Annotated in this window: 2 protein-coding genes; both read left to right on the forward strand. The window is 75.8% G+C overall.

Going from position 1 to position 20,066, the window contains the following annotated elements; all coding sequences use genetic code 11:
- The coding region (locus tag AB0F18_RS27365) for an SDR family NAD(P)-dependent oxidoreductase (RefSeq protein WP_362065201.1) at window positions 1-4,445 on the forward strand (4,445 nt) is incomplete at its 5' end.
- 44 nt (window positions 4,446-4,489) lie between these two features.
- On the forward strand, window positions 4,490-20,065 hold the full coding sequence (locus tag AB0F18_RS27370) for a type I polyketide synthase (RefSeq protein ID WP_362065204.1): 15,576 nt from the start codon (window positions 4,490-4,492) through the stop codon (window positions 20,063-20,065).
- Window position 20,066: the final 1 nt, after the last annotated feature.

The following is a 20,066-nucleotide window of genomic DNA, read 5'->3' on the forward strand; positions in this document are numbered from 1 at the left end:
CCGCGGCCGGCGTCGGCGGGATCATCAAGATGGTCGAGGCCATGCGCCACGGCGTCCTGCCCCGGACCCTGCACGCCGAGGAGCCCTCCCCGCACATCGACTGGACCTCGGGCACCGTCCGCCTCCTCACCGAGCCCGTCGAGTGGACGCAGGGGCCGCGCCCCCGGAGGGCGGCCGTCTCCTCGTTCGGCTTCAGCGGCACCAACGCCCACGTCGTCCTGGAACAGGCCCCCGAATCCCCCGTCGAGGCCGGCACCACGACACCCTTCCCGGCGCCGTGGCTGCTCTCCGCCAAGAGCCCGGAAGCCCTGCGCGCCCAGGCCCGCGCCCTCCTGCCGTACGCCCAGGACCCGGGCCGGGCGGCAGTGGACGTGGCCCGTTCCCTGGCCACGGGCCGCAGCGCCCTGGAGCACCGGGCAGCCGTGATCGCGGAGGACCCGGCCGGGATGCTGGAGGCCCTGACCGCCCTGGCGAACGGTGCCCCCTCGCGGGCGGTGGTCCAGGCCACGGCTGCTGCCCCCGGGAGCGGGAGGCACGCCTTCCTGTTCTCCGGGCAGGGCAGCCAGCGCCTGGGCATGGGGCATGAACTGCACGCCGTCTTCCCGGTGTTCACGGAGGCCTTTGACGCGGTGTGCGCGGCCCTGGATCCGCATCTTGAACTGCCGCTGCGGGATGTGGTGTTCGGTGAGGATTCGGAGCTGTTGAACGAGACCGGGTTCACCCAGCCGGCGTTGTTCGCGGTCGAGGTGGCGTTGTTCCGGCTGGTGGAGTCCTGGGGTGTGCGTCCGGACTTCCTGGCCGGGCACTCGGTAGGTGAGTTCGCCGCGGCCCATGTGGCGGGCGTGCTCTCCCTGGAGGATGCGGCGAAGCTGGTGGCCGCGCGGGGCCGGCTGATGCAGGCGCTCCCGGTGGGCGGGGCGATGGTGGCGGTCGAGGCTTCCGAGGAGGAGGTACGAGCCCTGCTGCCCGGGTTCGAGGACCGCGCCGACATCGCCGCTGTCAACGGGCCTACGTCCGTGGTGGTTTCGGGTGCCGAGGCTGCGGTGGCGGAGCTGGCCGGGAAGCTCGCGGCCGAGGGCCGTAAGACCAAGGCCCTGACGGTTTCGCATGCTTTCCACTCGCCGCTGATGGACCCGATGCTCGACGAGTTCCGTGCCGTCGCCGAGTCCGTCTCCTTCGGGGCCCCGAGCCTGCCGATCGTCTCCACTCTCACCGGCCGGATCGTGAGCGCCGAGGAGTTCGGTTCGGCCGATTACTGGGTGCGTCATGTCCGTGAGGCCGTCCGTTTCGCCGACGCCGTGACCGCCCTGGCGGCCGAAGGCGTGCGCACCTTCCTGGAGATCGGCCCCGGCGGGGTCCTGACCGCCCTGGCCCAGGAGGCCCTGGACGCGGACGCCGTGGCCGTGGCGCTCCTGCGCACCGACCGTGCCGAGGCCCTGGCCGTCTCCGCCGCCCTCGCCCGGCTCCACGTCCACGGCACGCCCGTCGACTGGGAGACGGTCTTCGCCGGCCGTGGCGCACGCCGCGTCGACCTGCCCACCTACCCCTTCCAGCGGACCCGCTACTGGCTGGCGGCGGCCCCCGCCCCCGGTGACGTCTCCGCCGCCGGTCTGGCCGCAGCGGACCACCGCCTGCTCGGCGCGGCCGTTCCGCTCGCCGACGGCGAAGGACTCCTCCTGACCGGGCGGCTGTCGCTCGCGACGCACCCCTGGCTCGCCGACCACGTCGTGCTGGGCGCCGTACTGGTCCCCGGCACCGCCTTCGTGGACCTCGCCCTGCACGCCGCCCACGCCGAGGGCGTCGGCTGCGACCGGCTGGACGAGCTGACGCTCGGGACCCCGCTGGTCGTCCCCGAGGACGGGGCCGTCCAGGTACAGGTACGGGTCGCGGCCCCCGACGCCGACGGCCGCCGGGCGGTGGAGATCCACTCGCGGCCGCAGGGCGCGCCCGCCGAGGAGCCGTGGACGAGCCACGCGGTGGGCACCCTGTCCGCCGCCGCGGCCCCCGACGAAGGTGCCCCCCTGGCCGCGTGGCCCCCGCCGCAGGCCGTCCCCGTCACCGACGGGTCCCCGGACTCCCTGTACGAGCGGATGGCCGGCCTGGGCCTCGACTACGGGCCGCTGTTCCGGGGCGTCCGCGCCGCCTGGAGCCGGGACGAGGTGCTCTTCGCCGAACTGGAACTGCCCGACGGGACCGACGTCTCCGGGTTCGGACTGCACCCGGCCCTCCTGGACGCGGCCCTGCACGCGGTCGCGCTCGGCGAAGGCCTGCTGGGCGGCGGAGACGCCGCTGCCGGCACGGACGACGGCACCGACCGGGCGCGGGTCCCCTTCTCGTGGACCGGGGTCAGGCTGTCCGCCGCCCCGTCCGGCGGGCCGACCGCCCTCCTGGTCCGGCTGGCCCCCGCGGGCCCGGACGCCGTCTCCCTGCTGGCCGCCGACACCACCGGCCGGACCGTGGCCTGCGTGGACTCCCTGGTCCTGCGGCCGGTCTCCGCCGAGCAGCTCGCCGCCGCGCGGGCCGGACGCTTCCAGGACGCCCTGTTCCGCGTCGAGTGGACCGATGCGCCCCCGGCAGCCCCGACCCTGACGCCGGTCGCCGACCACGTCGTCCTGCTGGAGGCGGAGCTCCCGGACCGCCCGGCGGAGACGTCCGCCGCGGTGCGGTACGCGGTGGCCCGCGCCCTGGCCCTCGTACAGGAGCGGCTGGCGGCGTCCGGGCCGGGGGAGGAGGACCCGCGGAGGCTGGTCCTCGTCACCCGGAACGCGGTCGGCGCGGCCGACGGGGACGCGGCCCGGCTGGACCCGGCCCAGGCCGCCGTATGGGGCCTGGTCAGGTCCGTCCAGTCCGAACACCCCGACCGCTTCGTCCTCGTGGACGTCGACGCGGGCGTGGAGCCCGGCACCGCACCGGACTCCGCGACCCCCGGCTGGCTGGCGGCGGCGCTCGCCGGCGGAGAGCCGCAGTCCGCCGTCCGCGACGGCAGGGTGCTCGTGCCGAGGCTGGCGCGCACGCCCGCCGCGGCCACCGGCGACACCTCCGCCCTGGGGCTGGACCCGTCCGGTACGGTCCTGGTGACCGGGGCCACGGGCGCCCTGGGCCGGCTGGTGGCCCGGCACCTGGTCTCCGCGCACGGTGCCCGCCGCCTCCTGCTGACCAGCCGCCGGGGGCCCGACGCCGAGGGCGCGTCCGCCTTCGCCGCCGAACTGGGCGCGCTGGGCGCCGAGGTGACCCTGACGGCCTGCGACGCCGCCGACCGGACCGCGCTCGCCGCCCTGCTCGACGGGATCCCCGCCGCCCATCCGCTGACCGCGGTGGTGCACGCGGCCGGTGTCCTCGACGACGCCCTCGTCGGCTCGCTCACCCCCGAACGGCTGGACGGCGTCCTCGGGCCCAAGACGGACGCGGCGTTCCACCTGCACGAACTGACCCGGGACCGGGACCTCGCGGCCTTCGTGCTGTTCTCCTCGCTCGCCGGTACCTTCGGCACCGCGGGCCAGGCCAACTACGCCGCCGCCAACGCCTGTCTGGACGCCCTCGCCCAGTCGCGCCGGGCGGCCGGACTGCCGGCCGTGTCGCTGGCCTGGGGGCCCTGGGCGGACGCCGCCGGCCCGCACGGGATGCTGGGCGCGGCCGGAGCGGGCGCAGTCGCCCGGATGGCCCGGGCGGGCGTGTCGCCGCTCTCCCCGGACGAGGGCCTCGGCCTGTTCGACGCGGCGACCGCGACGGCCGCCGCCGACGGCGCCGAGGCCGTGCTCCTGCCCGTACGGCTGAACCTGGCCGCGCTGCGCCGCCAAGCCGGGACCCGGCCCGTGCCCGCCCTGCTCCGCGGCCTCGTACGGACCCCCGCCCGCCCGGCGGCTGACCCCGCGGCCGGGACCGCCGCGCTGGCCGCACAGCTGGCGGGCGCTTCCGACGAGAAGCGCCGGCGGATCCTGCTCGGCCTCGTCAGGGCCCAGGTCGCCGCAGTGCTGGGCCATACCTCCGCCGAGGCCGTCGGCGCCGCCCAGGCCTTCCGCGACCTCGGCTTCGACTCGCTGACCGCCGTCGAACTCCGCAACCACCTGGGCACCGCCACCGGTCTGAGCCTCCCGGCGAGCCTGCTGTTCGACCACCCCACCCCGGCGGCCCTCGCCGACCACCTGGCCGGGGCGCTGCCCGCCGCCGGACCGGGCGGCGACACGGAGGCCCCCTCGCTGCTCGCCGAGATCGACCGGCTGGACACCGTGTTCGCCCGCACCGCGCACGACCGCGCTGTCCGCGCCACCGCCGCCCTGCGGCTGGAGGTCCTCCTCGCGAAATGGCGCGAGGCCGACTCCGGCCCCGGCACCGGCAGCGCACCGGCCGCCGAAGGCGAGACCGGCCAGGACAGCGCGGCCGAGGTGGCGCAGGCCTCCGACGAAGAGCTCTTCGACCTGCTCGACGGCGAGCTCGACACCTACTGATCGACCAGCACGCCCATCCCTTCGCGTTGAGGAACAGAACCCAGATGACGACCGATGTGAACAAGCTCCGCGACTACCTCAAGCGTGCCACCGTCGATCTGCGGCACGCGCGCCGGCGACTGCGCGAGGCCGAGGGCAAGAACCGCGAACCGATCGCGATCGTGGGCATGAGCTGCCGCTTCCCCGGCGGCGTCGCATCCCCCGAGGACCTGTGGGACCTGGTCGCCTCGGGCCGTGACGCGATCTCCGGCTTCCCCACCGACCGGGGCTGGGACCTCGACGCGCTCTACGACCCGGACCCCGACAACCCGGGCACCACCTACACCCGGGAAGGCGGATTCCTGCACGGGGCGGCCGAGTTCGACCCCGGGTTCTTCGGGATCGGCCCGCGCGAGGCCCTCGCCATGGATCCCCAGCAGCGGCTCATCCTCGAAGCCTCCTGGGAGGCGGTCGAGCGGGCCGAACTGGATCCGCAGACCCTGCGCGGCAGCCGCACCGGGGTGTTCGCCGGAGTCATGTACCACGACTACGTCTCCCGCTTGCCCGCCATGCCCGAGGGCATCGAGGGGTACGTGAGCACCGGCAACACCGGGAGCGTGGTCTCCGGCCGCATCGCCTACACCCTCGGCCTGGAGGGCCCGGCCGTCACCATCGACACCGCCTGCTCCTCCTCCCTCGTGGCCCTGCACCTCGCCGTCCAGGCCCTGCGCCAGGGCGAGTGCGACCTCGCGCTCGCGGGCGGCGTCACCGTGATGGCCGGACCGACCACCTTCGTCGAGTTCAGCCGTCAGCGCGGACTCTCGCCCGACGGCCGCTGCCGCGCCTTCTCCGCCGCGGCCGACGGCACCGGCTGGTCCGAGGGCGTCGGCATGCTGCTCGTCGAACGGCTCTCCGACGCCGTCCGGCTCGGACACCCCGTCCTGGCGGTGGTCCGGGGCTCCGCCGTCAACCAGGACGGCGCCAGCAACGGGCTGACCGCCCCCAACGGGCCCGCCCAGCAGCGCGTCATCCACCAGGCCCTGGCCAACGGCCTGCTCTCCCCGTCCGACGTGGACATCGTCGAGGCCCACGGCACCGGCACCACCCTCGGCGACCCGATCGAGGCCCAGGCCCTGCTCGCGGCCTACGGCCGGGAGCGGCCCGCCGACCGGCCCCTGTGGCTGGGCTCCGTCAAGTCCAACCTCGGGCACACCCAGGCCGCGGCCGGTGTCGCGGGGGTCATCAAGATGGTGCAGGCGCTGCGCCACGGCATCCTGCCGAAGACGCTGCACGCGGAAGAGCCGACCCCGCACGTCGACTGGTCCTCGGGGGCCGTCTCCCTGGTCACGGAGAACACCGCCTGGCCCGAGACGGAGCCCGGCCGGCCCCGCCGGGCCGCCGTCTCCGCCTTCGGCGTCAGCGGCACCAACGCGCACGTCGTCATCGAACAGCACCTCGCCACAACCGATCCGTCCGCGGCCCCGGGGCCGTCCGCGGCCCCGGGTACGTCGGCTGTGCCGGGTACGTCGGCCGTGCCGGGCCCGTCCGCCGCCCCGGGTACGCCCGCCGTGCCGGCCACGTCCGCTGTGCCGGGTACGTCCGCTGTGCCGGGTACGTCGGCCGCCCCGGGCTCGTCCGCCGCCCCGGGTACGTCCGACGCCCCCGGCGCGGCCGCCACCCCCAGCAGGGGTGACACCCCCGCCAGGGATGCCGCCGCCGGGGATACGGCCACCGCCACCGCCGACCGTGCCGCCCCCCACACGGCCGCCACCCTCGCCGACCGGGCCGCCACCGCCCTCGCGGACCGGGCCGGCGCCGTCGGCACCGCCATTGCGGGCCGTGCGGCCACCCTCGGTACCGCCCTCGCCGGCCGCGCGGCCGCCCTCGTCGGGATCGGCGACGACGGCACCGGCAGCGAGGCCGCCGCCACCGCCGGAGCCCCGGACGGCGGGGGACCGCGCCTCGTCCCCTGGCCGCTCTCCGCCAAGTCCCCGGCCGCCCTCGCCGCGCAGGCCGCCCGGCTCCGCGCCCACCTGGCCGCCCTCCCCGTGGCGCCCGACGGCACCGCCCCGACGGCCCTCGACATCGCCCACTCCCTCGCCACCACCCGCACCGCCTTCCCCCACCGCGCCGTCCTCCTCGCCGCCGACCGGGCCGGCCTGGACCGGGCCCTGGACCACCTCGCCGACGCCGAGCCCGGCGCCCCCGCCCCCGCCGGCACCGACGTGGTGCGCGGCACCGCCGACGACACCCGCCAGGCCGCCTTCGTCTTCCCCGGCCAGGGCTCCCAGTGGGCGGGCATGGCCGTCGAACTCCTCGACACCGCACCGGTCTTCGCCGAGCGCCTGCGCCAGTGCGAGGAAGCCCTCGCCCCGCACGTCGACTGGTCGCTGACGGAGGTCCTGCGCGGCGCGCCCGGCGCCCCCGGCTTCGACCGGGTCGACGTCGTCCAGCCCGTCCTGTTCGCGGTGATGGTCTCGCTGGCCGAACTGTGGCGCTCCTACGGGGTGCACCCCGCGGCCGTCGCCGGCCACAGCCAGGGCGAGATCGCCGCCGCGGCCGTCGTCGGCGCGCTCAGCCTGGAGGACGCCGCGAAGGTCGTGGCCCTGCGCAGCCGGGCGCTGACCGTGCTGTCCGGCCGGGGCGGCATGCTCTCCGTCGCCCTGCCCCTGGACCGGCTGACCCCCCGGATGGGCGCCTGGGGTGAGCGGCTGTCCGTCGCCGCCGTGAACAGCCCGTCCTCCGTCGTCGTCTCCGGCGACGGCGACGCCCTCACCGAGCTCCGCGACGCCCTGCAGGCCGACGGGATCCGGGCCCGGCTGATCGCCGTGGACTACGCCTCCCACTCCGCGCACGTCGAAGCCGTCCGCGACCGCGTCCTCGAAGCGCTCGCCGACATCACCCCCCGCGCCTGCGAGGTGCCGTTCTACTCCACGGTCACCGGCGGCATCGTGAACACCGACCGGCTCGACGCCGAGTACTGGTACCGCAGCCTGCGCCAGACCGTCCGCTTCGAGGAGGCCACCCGCGCCCTCGTCCGCGACGGGCACGGCGCCCTCATCGAGGTCAGCGCGCACCCGGTGCTGACCGTCGGCATCCAGGAGACCCTCGACGACCTGGGCGCGGGCGCCGTTGCCCTCGGCACCCTGCGCCGCGACGAAGGGGGCACCGACCGCTTCCTGCGCTCCGCCGCCGAGGCCCACGCACACGGCGTCGCCCTCGACTGGACGGCCGTCCTCGCCGCCCCGGACGCCCGCCGGATCCCGCTGCCCACGTACGCCTTCCAGCACGAGCGCTACTGGCTCGACGCCCCGTACACCCCGGCGGACGCGGCGGGCCTGGGTCTCGCCCCGTCGGACCACCCCCTGCTGGGCGCCGTCACCACCCTCGCCGACGCCGACGGCCTGCTGCTGACCGGCCGCCTGTCCACGCGCACGCACCCCTGGCTGGCCGAACACACCGTGCTGGGCGCGGTCATCCTCCCCGGCACGGCCTTCGTGGAGCTCGCCGTCCGGACCGGCGACCACCTCGGCTGCGACAACCTGGCCGAACTGACCCTCCAGGCACCCCTGGTCCTGCCCGAGCAGGGCGGCGTCCTCGTCCAGGTCGCGGCCGGCCCGGCCGACGGATCCGGAGACCGGCGCTTCGCCGTCCACTCCCGGCCCGACACCGCCGCCGCGGAGGAGGGCTGGACCTGCCACGGCACCGGCATACTGAACTCCGCGCCCGCCACCGGGACCCCCGCGCCCGAAGCGCAGTGGGCGCACTGGCCGCCCGCCGGCGCCGCCCCCGTCGACCTCGACGGCTTCTACGCCGAGCTCGCCGCACGCTCCTTCGCCTACGGCCCGGTCTTCCAGGGCCTGCACGCCGCCTGGCGGCTCGGGGACGAGGTGTTCGCCGAGGTGACCCTCCCCGAGGACGCCCGCGCCGACGCCGACCGGTACGGGCTGCACCCGGCGCTGCTGGACGCGGCGCTGCACGCCGTCGGCTTCGGACCGCTCGGCGACATGGGCAGCGGACGCATGGCGTTCTCCTGGGAGGACGTACGCCTGCACGCCACCGGAGCCACCCGCCTGCGGATCCGGCTGACCCCCGCCGGCACCGACGCCGTGACCCTCAGCGCCGCCGACGACAGCGGACGGGCCGTGGCCACCGTCGGCACGCTCACCTTCCGCGAGGTCCGCGAGGAACACCTGCGGGCCGCCCTCACCGACCACCACGAATCCCTCTACCGGGTGGAGTGGCCGACGCGGCCGCTCGCCGACACCACCGCCCCCGCGTCGTCGTGGGCCCTCATCGGCACCGCCCCGCAGGCCGCCGCCGGTGAGGCGGCCCTACAGGAGACCGCCGCCGCCCTCGCGGCCGGCGGCCGGAGGCCCGACACCCACCCCGACCTCACCGCCCTGGCCGCGGCGGTCACGGCCGGCGCACCCGTCCCCGCGACCGTGGGCGTCGTCCTCCCCGTGCCCGGCACCGGCCTCGACGCAGACGCAGACGCAGGCACCGGGGCAGACGCCGAGGCCGTCCGGGAGACCGCGCGGGCCGCCCTCGCCCTCCTGCGGGACTGGCTGGCCGACGACCGATTCGCCGACTCCCGGCTCGTCCTCCTCACCCACAGGGCCGTCGCCGTACCGGGCGAGGACGCCGACGGCGCACCCGACACCCGCCCCGGGCACGCCCCCGTCTGGGGCCTGATCCGTTCCGCCCAGTCCGAGCACCCCGACCGCCTCGTCCTCGCCGACACCGACGGCACCCCGGACTCCCTGCGCCGCCTGCCCGCCGCCGTCGCCACCGGCGAACCCCAACTGGCCCTGCGCGAGGGCCGGATGTCCGTACCGCGGCTGGCCCGCGTCCCGGTCGGCACGGAACCCGCCCCCGCCCCCGCCCTCGACCCCCAGGGCACCGTCCTGATCACCGGCGGCACCGGCGCCCTCGGCCGCCTCGTCGCCGCCCACTTCATCACCGCCCACGGCGTCCGCAACGTCCTCCTCACCAGCCGCCGCGGCCCCGAGGCCGAAGGCGCCGCCGCGCTCCAGGAGGAGCTCACCGCCCTCGGCGCCACCGTCACCGTCGCCGCCTGCGACGCCGCCGACCGGGACGCCCTCGCGGCCCTCCTCGCGGCCGTCCCCGCCGACCGGCCGCTCACCGCGGTCGTCCACGCCGCCGCCGTCGTCGCCGGCGGACCCGTCGACTCCCTCACCCCCGAGGACCTCGACCTGGTCCTGCGCCCCAAGGTCGACGCCGCCCTCAACCTCCACGAGCTGACCCGCGGCCTGGACCTCTCCGCCTTCGTCCTCTTCTCCTCCCTCGCCGGTACCTTCGGCGGCGCCGGACAGGGCGCCTACGCGGCGGGCAACGCCTTCCTCGACGCCCTCGCCCACCAGCGCCGCGCCCAGGGCCTGCCCGCTTCCGCCCTCGCCTGGGGCGTCTGGGACGAACGGGGCGACCAGACCCGGCTGGCCGACGAAGACCTGCGGCGCATGACCCGCGCCGGACTCGTCCCGCTCACCGCCGACGAGGGCCTGCGCCTCCTCGACACGGCCCGCACCCTGGACGACGCCGCCCTGGCCCCCGTACGCCTCGACCTGGCCGCGCTGCGCACCCGGGCGGCGGGCCCCGTACCGCCCCTGCTGCGCGGACTGGTCCGGACCCCCGGGCGCCGCGCCGCGCGGAGCACCGCAGCCGGCCCCGGCGGCCTCTCCGCCGAACTGTCCCGGCTGGCCGCCCTGCCGCCCGCCGAGCGCAAGGACACCGTGCTCACCCTCGTCCGCAACCAGGTGGCCTCCGTACTCGGCCACGCCACCCCCGAGGCCATCGACCCCGGCCGGGCCTTCCGTGAACTCGGCTTCGACTCGCTGGCCGCGATGGAGCTCCGCAACCGCCTCACCACCGCCACCGGCGTCCGCCTGCCCGCCACCGCGGTCTTCGACCACCCCACCCCCGCAGCCCTCGCCGGCCACCTCCTCGACGAAATCCCCGGCGGCCACCCCGGCACGGCCCACATCACCGCCGCGCCCGCCGCCCCCGGCCGGGCCGCCGCCACGGGCGCCGACGAGCCCATCGCCATCGTCGCCATGAGCTGCCGGCTCCCCGGCGAGGTCCGCAGCCCCGAGGACCTCTGGAGCCTGCTCGCCGAAGGCACCGACGCCATCACCGGCCTGCCCGCCAACCGCGGCTGGGACCTCGAAGCCCTCTACCACCCGGACCCCGACCATCCGGGCACCAGCTACGTCAAGGAAGGCGGATTCCTCCACGACGCGGGCGGGTTCGACCCCGAGTTCTTCGGGATCTCCCCCCGCGAGGCCCTCTCCATGGACCCGCAGCAGCGGCTGCTGCTGGAAACCTCCTGGGAGGCCTTCGAACGGGCCGGCATCGCCCCGGCGGCGCTGCGCGGCTCCCGCACCGGAGTGTTCGCGGGCACCAACGGCCAGGACTACGCCATCGGCCTCTCACCGGAGCAGACCGAGGGCATGGAAGGGCACCTGCTGACCGCCAACTCCGCCTCGGTGGTCTCGGGCCGGGTGGCCTACACCTTCGGCCTCGAAGGCCCGGCGGTGACCGTGGACACCGCCTGCTCCTCCTCCCTCGTCGCCCTGCACCTGGCCGCGCAGTCCCTGCGCCGCGGCGAATGCGACCTGGCCCTCGCGGGCGGAGTCACCGTCATGTCCACCCCGGGCGCGCTCATCGGCTTCAGCCGCCAGCGCGGACTGGCCACCGACGCCCGCTGCCGCGCCTTCGCCGCCTCGGCGGAGGGCACCGGCCTCGCCGAGGGCGCGGGCATGCTGCTCGTCGAGCGCCTCTCCGACGCCCGCCGCAACGGGCACCGGGTACTGGCCCTCGTACGCGGGTCCGCGATCAACCAGGACGGCGCCTCCAACGGCCTGACCGCCCCCAACGGGCCCGCGCAGCAGCGCGTGATCGGCCAGGCCCTCGCGGACGCCGGACTGTCCGCCGCCGAGGTGGACGCCGTCGAGGCCCACGGCACGGGCACCACCCTGGGCGACCCCATCGAGGCCCAGGCCCTGCTGAAGGCCTACGGCACCGGCCGCGAGGCCGACCGGCCGCTGTGGCTGGGCACGGTCAAGTCCAACATCGGGCACACGCAAGCCGCGGCCGGTGTGGCGGGCGTGATCAAGATGGTGATGGCGATGCGTCACGGGGTGCTGCCGAAGACCCTGCACGTGGACGAGCCCTCCCCGCACGTCGACTGGTCGGCGGGGGAGGTACGCCTGCTCACCGAGGCACGGGAATGGGCGGAGCAGGGGGACCGTCCGCGCCGGGCGGGCGTCTCCTCCTTCGGCGTCAGCGGCACCAACGCCCACGTCATCGTCGAGCAGGCCCCGGCCGACCCCCACACCGATGAGGCGAACGGCAGCCCGGACGAGGCACCCGCGCCGCTGCCCGTCCCCTGGCTGATCTCCGCGAAGGACGAGACGGCCCTGCGGGCCCAGGCAGAACGGCTCCTGGCCCACGCCCGCTCCGCCGGCCGGCCCGACGCGACGGACATCGCCTTCTCCCTGGCGACCACCCGCACCGCCTTCCCGCACCGCGCGGTCATCACCGGCCACGACCGGGACGACCTGGTGCAGGGCCTGACCACCCTCGCCCGCGGCGAGACCCCGGGACCGCAGACCGTGCGCGGCACGGCCTCCGCGGGGGCCGCCGGCCGGACGGCGTTCCTGTTCTCCGGGCAGGGCAGCCAGCGCCTGGGCATGGGCCGTGAACTGCACGCGGCCTTCCCGGTGTTCGCGGAGGCCTTCGGCGCGGTGTGTTCGGCTCTTGACCCGCATCTCGAACTCCCGCTCAAGGACGTGGTGTTCGGTGAGGACGCGGAGCTCCTGAACGAGACCGGTAATACCCAGCCGGCGTTGTTCGCCATCGAGGTGGCGTTGTTCCGGTTGGTGGAGTCCTGGGGTGTGCGTCCGGACTTCCTGGCGGGGCACTCGGTAGGTGAGTTCGCCGCGGCCCATGTAGCCGGTGTGTTGTCGCTGGAGGATGCGGCGAAGCTGGTGGCCGCGCGGGGCCGGTTGATGCAGGCGCTGCCGGTGGGCGGGGTGATGGTGGCGGTCGAGGCGTCCGAGGAGGAGGTGCGGGCGCTGCTGCCGGCGTTTGAGGACCGGGCGGGTATCGCCGCGGTCAACGGGCCTACGTCCGTGGTGGTTTCGGGTGCCGAGGCTGCGGTGGCGGAGCTGGCCGGGAAGCTCGTGGCCGAGGGTCGTAAGACCAAGGCCCTGACGGTTTCGCATGCTTTCCACTCGCCGTTGATGGGCCCGATGCTCGACGAGTTCCGTGCCGTCGCGGAGTCCGTCTCTTTCGGGGCTCCGAGCCTGCCGATCGTCTCCACTCTCACGGGTCGGATCGTCACGGCGGAGGAGTTCGGTTCGGCCGATTACTGGGTGCGTCATGTCCGTGAGGCCGTCCGTTTCGCCGACGCCGTGACCGCCCTGGCGGCCGAAGGCGTGCGCACCTTCCTGGAGATCGGCCCCGGCGGGGTCCTGACCGCCCTGGCCCAGGAGCTCCTCGACGAGCAGGCCGTCACGGTTCCCCTCCTGCGGGCCGACCGTGCCGAGGCCCTGGCCGTCTCCGCCGCCCTCGCCCGGCTCCACGTCCACGGCACGCCCGTCGACTGGGAGACGGTCTTCGCCGGCCGGGGCGCACGCCGCGTCGACCTGCCCACCTACCCCTTCCAGCACCAGCCGTACTGGCTGATCCCCGCCGGCCCCCGGGAGACCGGCCCCGAGGCGGCGGACCCGGCCGAGGCCGCCTTCTGGGACACCGTCGAGAACCAGGACCTGGCCGCCCTCGCCGCACGGCTGGAGGTCACCGGGGACTCCCCGCTCAGCTCCGTCCTGCCCGCACTGTCCCAGTGGCGCCGACGGCAGCGCAGCCGCTCCGTCGTCGACTCCTGGCGCTACCGGATCTCCTGGCAGCCGCTGACCGGCGGCCTGGACGCCGCCGAGCCGGCCGGCACCTGGCTGCTCGCCGTCGCCGAGGGCGGCGAGGGCGACCCCACGGTCACCGCCGTCACCGACGCCCTGACCCGCCACGGCGCCGAGGTCGTACTGCTGTCCGTACGCGCCGACGAGACCCGTACGGAACTCGCGGCACGCCTGCGCCGCGACCCCGACGCGACGGCGCCGACTGGGCTCCTGTCCCTCCTCGCGCTCACCGACGACACCCACCCGGACCACCCCGACCTGCCGGCCGGGCTGGCCCTGACCACCCTGCTGGTCCAGGCCCTGGGCGACACGGAGACCGCCGCGCCGCTCTGGTGCGCCACCCGCGGAGCGGTCGCCGTCGGACGCTCGGACACGCTGACCAGCCCGCAGCAGGCCATGGTCTGGGGCCTCGGACGCTCGACGGCACTCGACTACCCCGACCGCTGGGGCGGACTCGTCGACCTGCCCGCCACCCTGGACGAGCGGGCCGCCCACCGGCTCGTCTCTGTCCTCGCCGCCGGGACGGGAGGAGAGGACCAGATCGCGATCCGCCCCTCCGGAGTCTTCGTCCGCCGTCTGGGCCGCGCCCTCGCCACCGATGTCGCAACCACGACCCCGTCCGAGGACCGGGCCTGGCAGCCGCACGGCACCGTCCTGATCACCGGCGGCACCGGAGCGCTCGGCGCCCAGGTCGCCCGGCACCTCGCCCGGAACGGCGCCGACCACCTCGTGCTCACCAGCCGGCGGGGCCCGCAGGCCCCCGGGGCACGCGAACTCGCCGCCGAGATCGAGGAACTGGGCGCCCGGGTCACCCTCACCGCCTGCGACCTCGCCGACCGCGAGCAGGTGGCCGGCCTGCTCCGGGCCCTCCCGGAGGACCGCCACCCGCTCACGGCCGTCATCCATGCGGCCGGCCTGCCACAGTTCACCCCCACCGACACCCTGACCCCGGCCGACCTCGCCGCCGTCGTCGCCGCCAAGGCGGCCGGTGCCCGGCACCTCGACGAACTCCTCGCCGACCGGGCCCTGGACGCCTTCGTCCTGTTCTCCTCCGTCGCCGCCGCCTGGGGCAGCGGCAGCCAGGCCGCCTACTGCGCGGCCAACGCCCACCTCGACGCCCTCGCCGAGCAGCGCCGCTCCCGCGGGCTCGCCGCCACCTCCGTCGCCTGGGGACCCTGGGCCGACGGCGGCATGGCGGGCGACGACGAGGCCGAGGCCCACCTGCGCCGGCGCGGGCTGCCCGCCATGTCCCCGGACACCGCGATCGCCGCACTCCAGCGGGCACTGGACCTCGACGAGACCACGGTCGTCGTCGCCGACGTCAGCTGGGACCGGTTCGCACCCGCCTTCACCCTCGCCCGGCCCAGCGCCCTCCTCGCCGACCTGCCCGAGGCCCGTACGGCCCTCGCGGCCGCCGGGGGCGGGACGGACCCTGCGGGCACGGCAGACGAGACGGCCCCCTCCCGTACCGCCGGACTCGCCGCTCTCCCCGCCGCCGAACGCCACCGCGTGCTCCTGGACCTCGTCCGGGCCGAAGTGGCCCAGGCCCTCGGCCACTCAGGCCTGGGCGCGGTGGCCTCCGACCGGTCGTTCAAGGACCTCGGCTTCGACTCCCTCACCGGCGTCGAACTGCGCAACCGGCTGAACAGGGCCACCGGGCTGCGCCTGCCCACCACCCTGGTCTTCGACCACCCCAACGCGGAGGCCCTCGCCGCCTTCATGGCCTCCGAGGTATCCGGCCACGCGCCGGCCGGCCTCCCGGCCGTCGGCCCCGGAACCACCGGTGCCGCCGCGGCCGACGAGCCGATCGCGATCGTCGCCATGGGCTGCCGCTTCCCCGGCGGCGCCAACTCCCCCGAGCAGCTGTGGCAGTTGCTGGCGGACGGCGTCGACGCCGTCACCCCCTTCCCCGCCGACCGGGGCTGGGACCTCGACTCCCTCTACCACCCGGACCCCGAGCACCCCGGCACCACCTACGTCAACGAGGGCGGGTTCCTCCACGACGCCGACCGCTTCGACGCCCGCTTCTTCGGGATCTCCCCGCGCGAGGCCCTGGCCATGGACCCCCAGCAGCGGCTGCTGCTGGAGACCGCCTGGGAAACCCTGGAACGGGCCCGCCTCGCCCCCTCCTCCCTGCGCGGCAGCCGCACCGGCGTGTTCATCGGCTCCGGCTACCAGGGCTACGGCGCCACGCCCGGAGCCCTGCCCGACGGCGTCGAGGGGCACCTCCTCACCGGTACGTCCAGCAGCGTCATGTCCGGCCGCATCGCCTACGCCCTGGGCCTCGAAGGACCCGCGCTGACCGTGGACACGGCCTGCTCCTCCTCCCTGGTCGCCCTGCACCTGGCCACCCAGGCCCTGCGCCAGGGCGAGTGCGAACTGGCCCTGGTCGGCGGCGCGGCCGTGATGGCCGGCCCCAACGCCTTCGTCGAGTTCAGCCGGCAGCGCGGGCTGGCCGCCGACGGCCGCTGCAAGCCGTTCGCGGCGGCGGCCGACGGCACGGGCTGGGGTGAGGGCGTGGGCATGCTGCTGGTGGAGCGCCTCTCCGACGCCCGCCGCCACGGCCACCCGGTCCTCGCCGTGGTCCGCGGCTCGGCCGTCAACCAGGACGGCGCCTCCAACGGCCTCACTGCCCCCAACGGCCCCGCCCAGCAGCGGGTGATCCGCCAGGCCCTTGCCAACGCCGGGCTGACGGCAGCCGACGTGGACGCCGTCGAGGCGCACGGCACCGGCACGGCCCTCGGTGACCCGATCGAGGCGCAGGCACTGCTGGCGACGTACGGTCAGGACCGGCCGGAGGACCGGCCGTTGTGGCTGGGCTCTCTGAAGTCCAACATCGGCCACACCCAGGCCGCCTCCGGCCTGGCGAGCGTGATCAAGACCGTGCTGTCGCTCCGGAACGGTCTGCTGCCCAAGACCCTCCACGTGGACGAGCCCTCCCCGCACGTCGACTGGTCGGGGGGCGCGGTCCGGCTCCTGACCGAGCCCGTGGCCTGGACGGACGCGGACTCCGGCCGGCCGCGCCGGGCGGCCGTCTCCTCCTTCGGCGTGAGCGGCACCAACGCCCACACCATCATCGAGCAGGCCCCGACGCCCCCCGAGGACCTCGCGGACGCCGAGGCCCTGCCGACCCCCGCCGCGCAGCGCGGCTGCCTGCCGTGGATGCTGTCCGGTGCGGACGAGCCCGCCCTGCGCGAGCAGGCGCGCACCCTCCTCGCCCACATCCGCTCCCACCCCGGCCTCACCCCGGCGGACCTGGCCCTCTCCCTGGCCGAGTCCCGCACCTCCCTGCCCCACCGCGCGGTGGTGCTGGGCGCGACCACCGGGGAACTGGCCGCCGGCCTGGACGCCCTGAGCGAGGGCGAGCCGTCAGCGGACCTCGTAAGGGGTCGCGCGGGAGCCGCGGGAGCACGCACGGCGTTCCTGTTCTCGGGTCAGGGGAGTCAGCGGCTGGGGATGGGGCGTGAGTTGTATGCGGGGTTCCCGGTGTTCGCGGATGCGTTCGATGCGGTGTGTGCCCGTGTGGACGGGTATCTGGACCGGCCGTTGCGGGATGTGGTGTTCGGTGAGGACGCGGAGCTGCTGAACGAGACCGGGTTCACCCAGCCGGCGTTGTTCGCGGTCGAGGTGGCGTTGTTCCGGCTGGTGGAGTCGTGGGGTGTGTCCCCGGACTTCCTTGCGGGGCATTCCATCGGCGAGTTCGCGGCGGCTCATGTGGCGGGTGTGTTCTCGCTGGAGGATGCGGCGGCTTTGGTGGTGGCGCGTGGCCGGTTGATGCAGGCGCTTCCCGCTGGGGGAGTGATGGTCGCGGTAGAGGCTTCCGAGGCCGAGGCTCGTCAGCTGCTCGCGGGCTTCGAAGACGAGATGGGAATCGCTGCGGTCAACGGGCCTTCCTCCGTGGTGCTTTCGGGCGCCCAGGAGGCCGTCTCGCGAGCCGTCGCCAAGCTGGCGGCGGAGGGGCGCAAGACGAAGGCCCTGATGGTCTCCCATGCGTTCCACTCGCCGTTGATGGATCCGATGCTGGCGGACTTCCGCAAGGCGGTGGAGGCGGTGTCGTTCGGGACGCCCGCGCTGCCGGTGGTCTCGACGCTGACGGGTGCTGTGGTGTCGGCGGAGGAGTTCTGTTCCGTGGACTACTGGGTCGGCCATGTCCGTGAGGCAGTGCGTTTCGCGGATGCGGTGGAGGTCCTGGCAGCAGAGGGAGTCGGTACGTTCCTGGAGATCGGTCCGGGCGGTGTGCTGACCGGCTTGGCCGCCAGCATCCTTGACGGTACTCACGCGGTGGTTCCTCTGCTGCGCGGGGACCGGCCGGAGGAGACGGCCGTGACTGCGGCCCTCGCTCAACTCCACGTCCAGGGCAACCCGGTGGACTGGACGGCCGTCCTGGCCGGCCAGGGCGCCCGCCGGATCGACCTGCCCACGTACGCCTTCCAGCGCGAGCGCTACTGGCTGACGGCGGAGCCCGCACCGGCCGCCACCGGCACCGCACCGGCCGACGCGGCGGAGGCGGAGTTCTGGGACACCGTCGAGAACGGGGCACCGGAGGCCCTCGCCGCGCAGCTCGGGGTGGCGGCCGGGGCGCCGCTGGACTCGGTGTTCGGCGCGCTCTCGACCTGGCGCCGGGAAACCCGGACGCGGGCCACGCTCGACGGCTGGCGCTACCAGGCGGTGTGGCAGCCCCGCACCGACCTGCCGGCCGGCGCCCCGTCGGGCACCTGGCTGGTCGTTGCCCCGGATGCGGCGACGGCCGAGCCCTACGCCCGGATGTTCCGCGACCGGGCCGGCGAACCCCTCCGCCTTACGGTCACCGACCCCGGGGCCGACCGTGAGGCGCTCGCCGCGCTGCTGCGGGAGGCCGGGGTCGCGGACGGCGTCCCGGTGTCCGGGGTCCTGTCCCTGCTGGCAATGGACGAACGCAGCCACCCCCTGCACACGGGCCTGCCGGCCGGTCTCACCGCCACCGTCGCCCTCGTCCAGGCGCTCGGCGCCCTCGACGTCCAGGCACCGCTGTGGTGCCTCACCAGCGGGGCCGTGGCCGTCAGCGGCTCCCGGCCGGTCACCCGGCCGCTCCAGGCCCTGGTCTGGGGTATGGGACGCGCGGTCGCGCTGGAGACCCCCGGCCGCTGGGGCGGCCTGGTCGACCTCGGCAGCGGTGCCGACACCCCCGACGAACGCACCCTCGCCCGGCTCGCCCAGGTCCTGGGCGGGGCCGGTGGCGAGGACCAGCTGGCGGTGAGCGCCTCCGGGATCCTGGTCCGCAGGCTGACCCGGATGCCCCGCACGGCCGGAGCCACCGGCGCCGACGGCGGCTGGAAGCCCCGCGGCACGGTACTGATCACCGGCGGTACGGGTTCGCTCGGCGGGCACACCGCCCGCTGGCTGGCCGGAGCCGGTGCCGAGCACCTCGTCCTCACCAGCAGGCGCGGGGAGGCGGCCGCGGGTGCGGCCGAACTCTCCGCCGAGCTGCGGGAGTCGGGGGTACGGGTGACGGTCGCCGCGTGCGACGTCGCCGACCGGGCGGCCCTGGCGGGCCTGCTGGACACCCTGTCCGGCGACCCCGCCCCGCTGACCGCCGTCGTGCACGCCGCCGGGCTCCCGCAGTTCACCACCCTCGCGGACACCACCCCCGAGGAGCTGGCGGCCGTGGTCTCGGCCAAGGTGGCCGGAGCGGTCCACCTGGACGAGCTGCTCGCCGACCGGGACCTGGACGCGTTCATCCTCTTCTCGTCCGTTTCCGGGGTGTGGGGCAGCGGCAGCCAGGCCGCCTACTCCGCGGGCAACGCCTTCCTCGACGCCCTCGCCCAGCACCGCCGGGCCAGGGGACTCGCCGCGACGGCCGTCGCCTGGGGCCCCTGGGCCGAAGGCGGGATGGCAGCCGACGGCGGGGCCGAGGAGTACCTGAGGCGCAGCGGACTTCCCTCGCTCTCCCCGGAGTTGGCGGTCTCGGCCCTGCAACTGGCCATGGACCGCGACGAGACCGCCGTGGTGGTGGCGGACGTCGACTGGCCGCGGTTCGCGCCCTCCTTCACCATCGGCCGGCCCAGCGCCCTCCTCGCCGACCTGCCCGAGGCGCGGGCGGCGCTGGCCGCCACGGCCGCGGCCGACGACACCCCCGGTGCCGGCGCCCCCCGGGCTGCGGACCTCGTCCGGGAGCTGTCCGGCCTCGGCCGGGAGGACCGGCTCGACCTGCTGCTGGAACGGGTCCGCAAGGAGGCCGCGGCGGTCCTGGGCTACCCGGGCGCGGACGCCATCGAGCCCGACCGGGCCTTCCGGGACCTCGGCTTCGACTCGCTCACCGCGGTAGAACTCCGCAACCGGATGGGCGCCGCGACCGGACTGAAGCTCCCGATGACGATGGTCTTCGACCACCCCACACCGACCGCCCTCACCGACGGGCTGCTGGACGTGCTCCTGCCCGAGGGGCCCGCCGGCCACGCCCCGGACGACAGCCCCGAAGAGGCCCGCGTGCGGCGCGTCCTCGCCGCCGTCCCGCTGGCCCGCCTGCGCGAAGCCGGGCTCATGGACGCCCTGCTGGGCCTGGCAGGACCGGCGGACACGGCACCCGGCCCCGACGCCGGCCACGAGGACCACGGCCGCGAGGGCGGCAGCGGACCCGACACCGACAGCGACACCGACTCCGCCATCGCGGACATGGACCTCGACCACCTCATCGAACTGGCGCTGGGCGACAGCGAAGCCTGAT

Source organism: Streptomyces sp. NPDC029216 (genome assembly GCF_040648015.1).
In the GTDB taxonomy this organism is placed as follows: domain Bacteria; phylum Actinomycetota; class Actinomycetes; order Streptomycetales; family Streptomycetaceae; genus Streptomyces.

What these genes read in the sequence shown, in the direction of transcription:
- AB0F18_RS27370 (WP_362065204.1), top strand. Translation starts at nt 4,490, where the DNA reads ATGACGACCGATGTGAACAAGCTCCGCGACTACCTCAAGCGTGCCACC.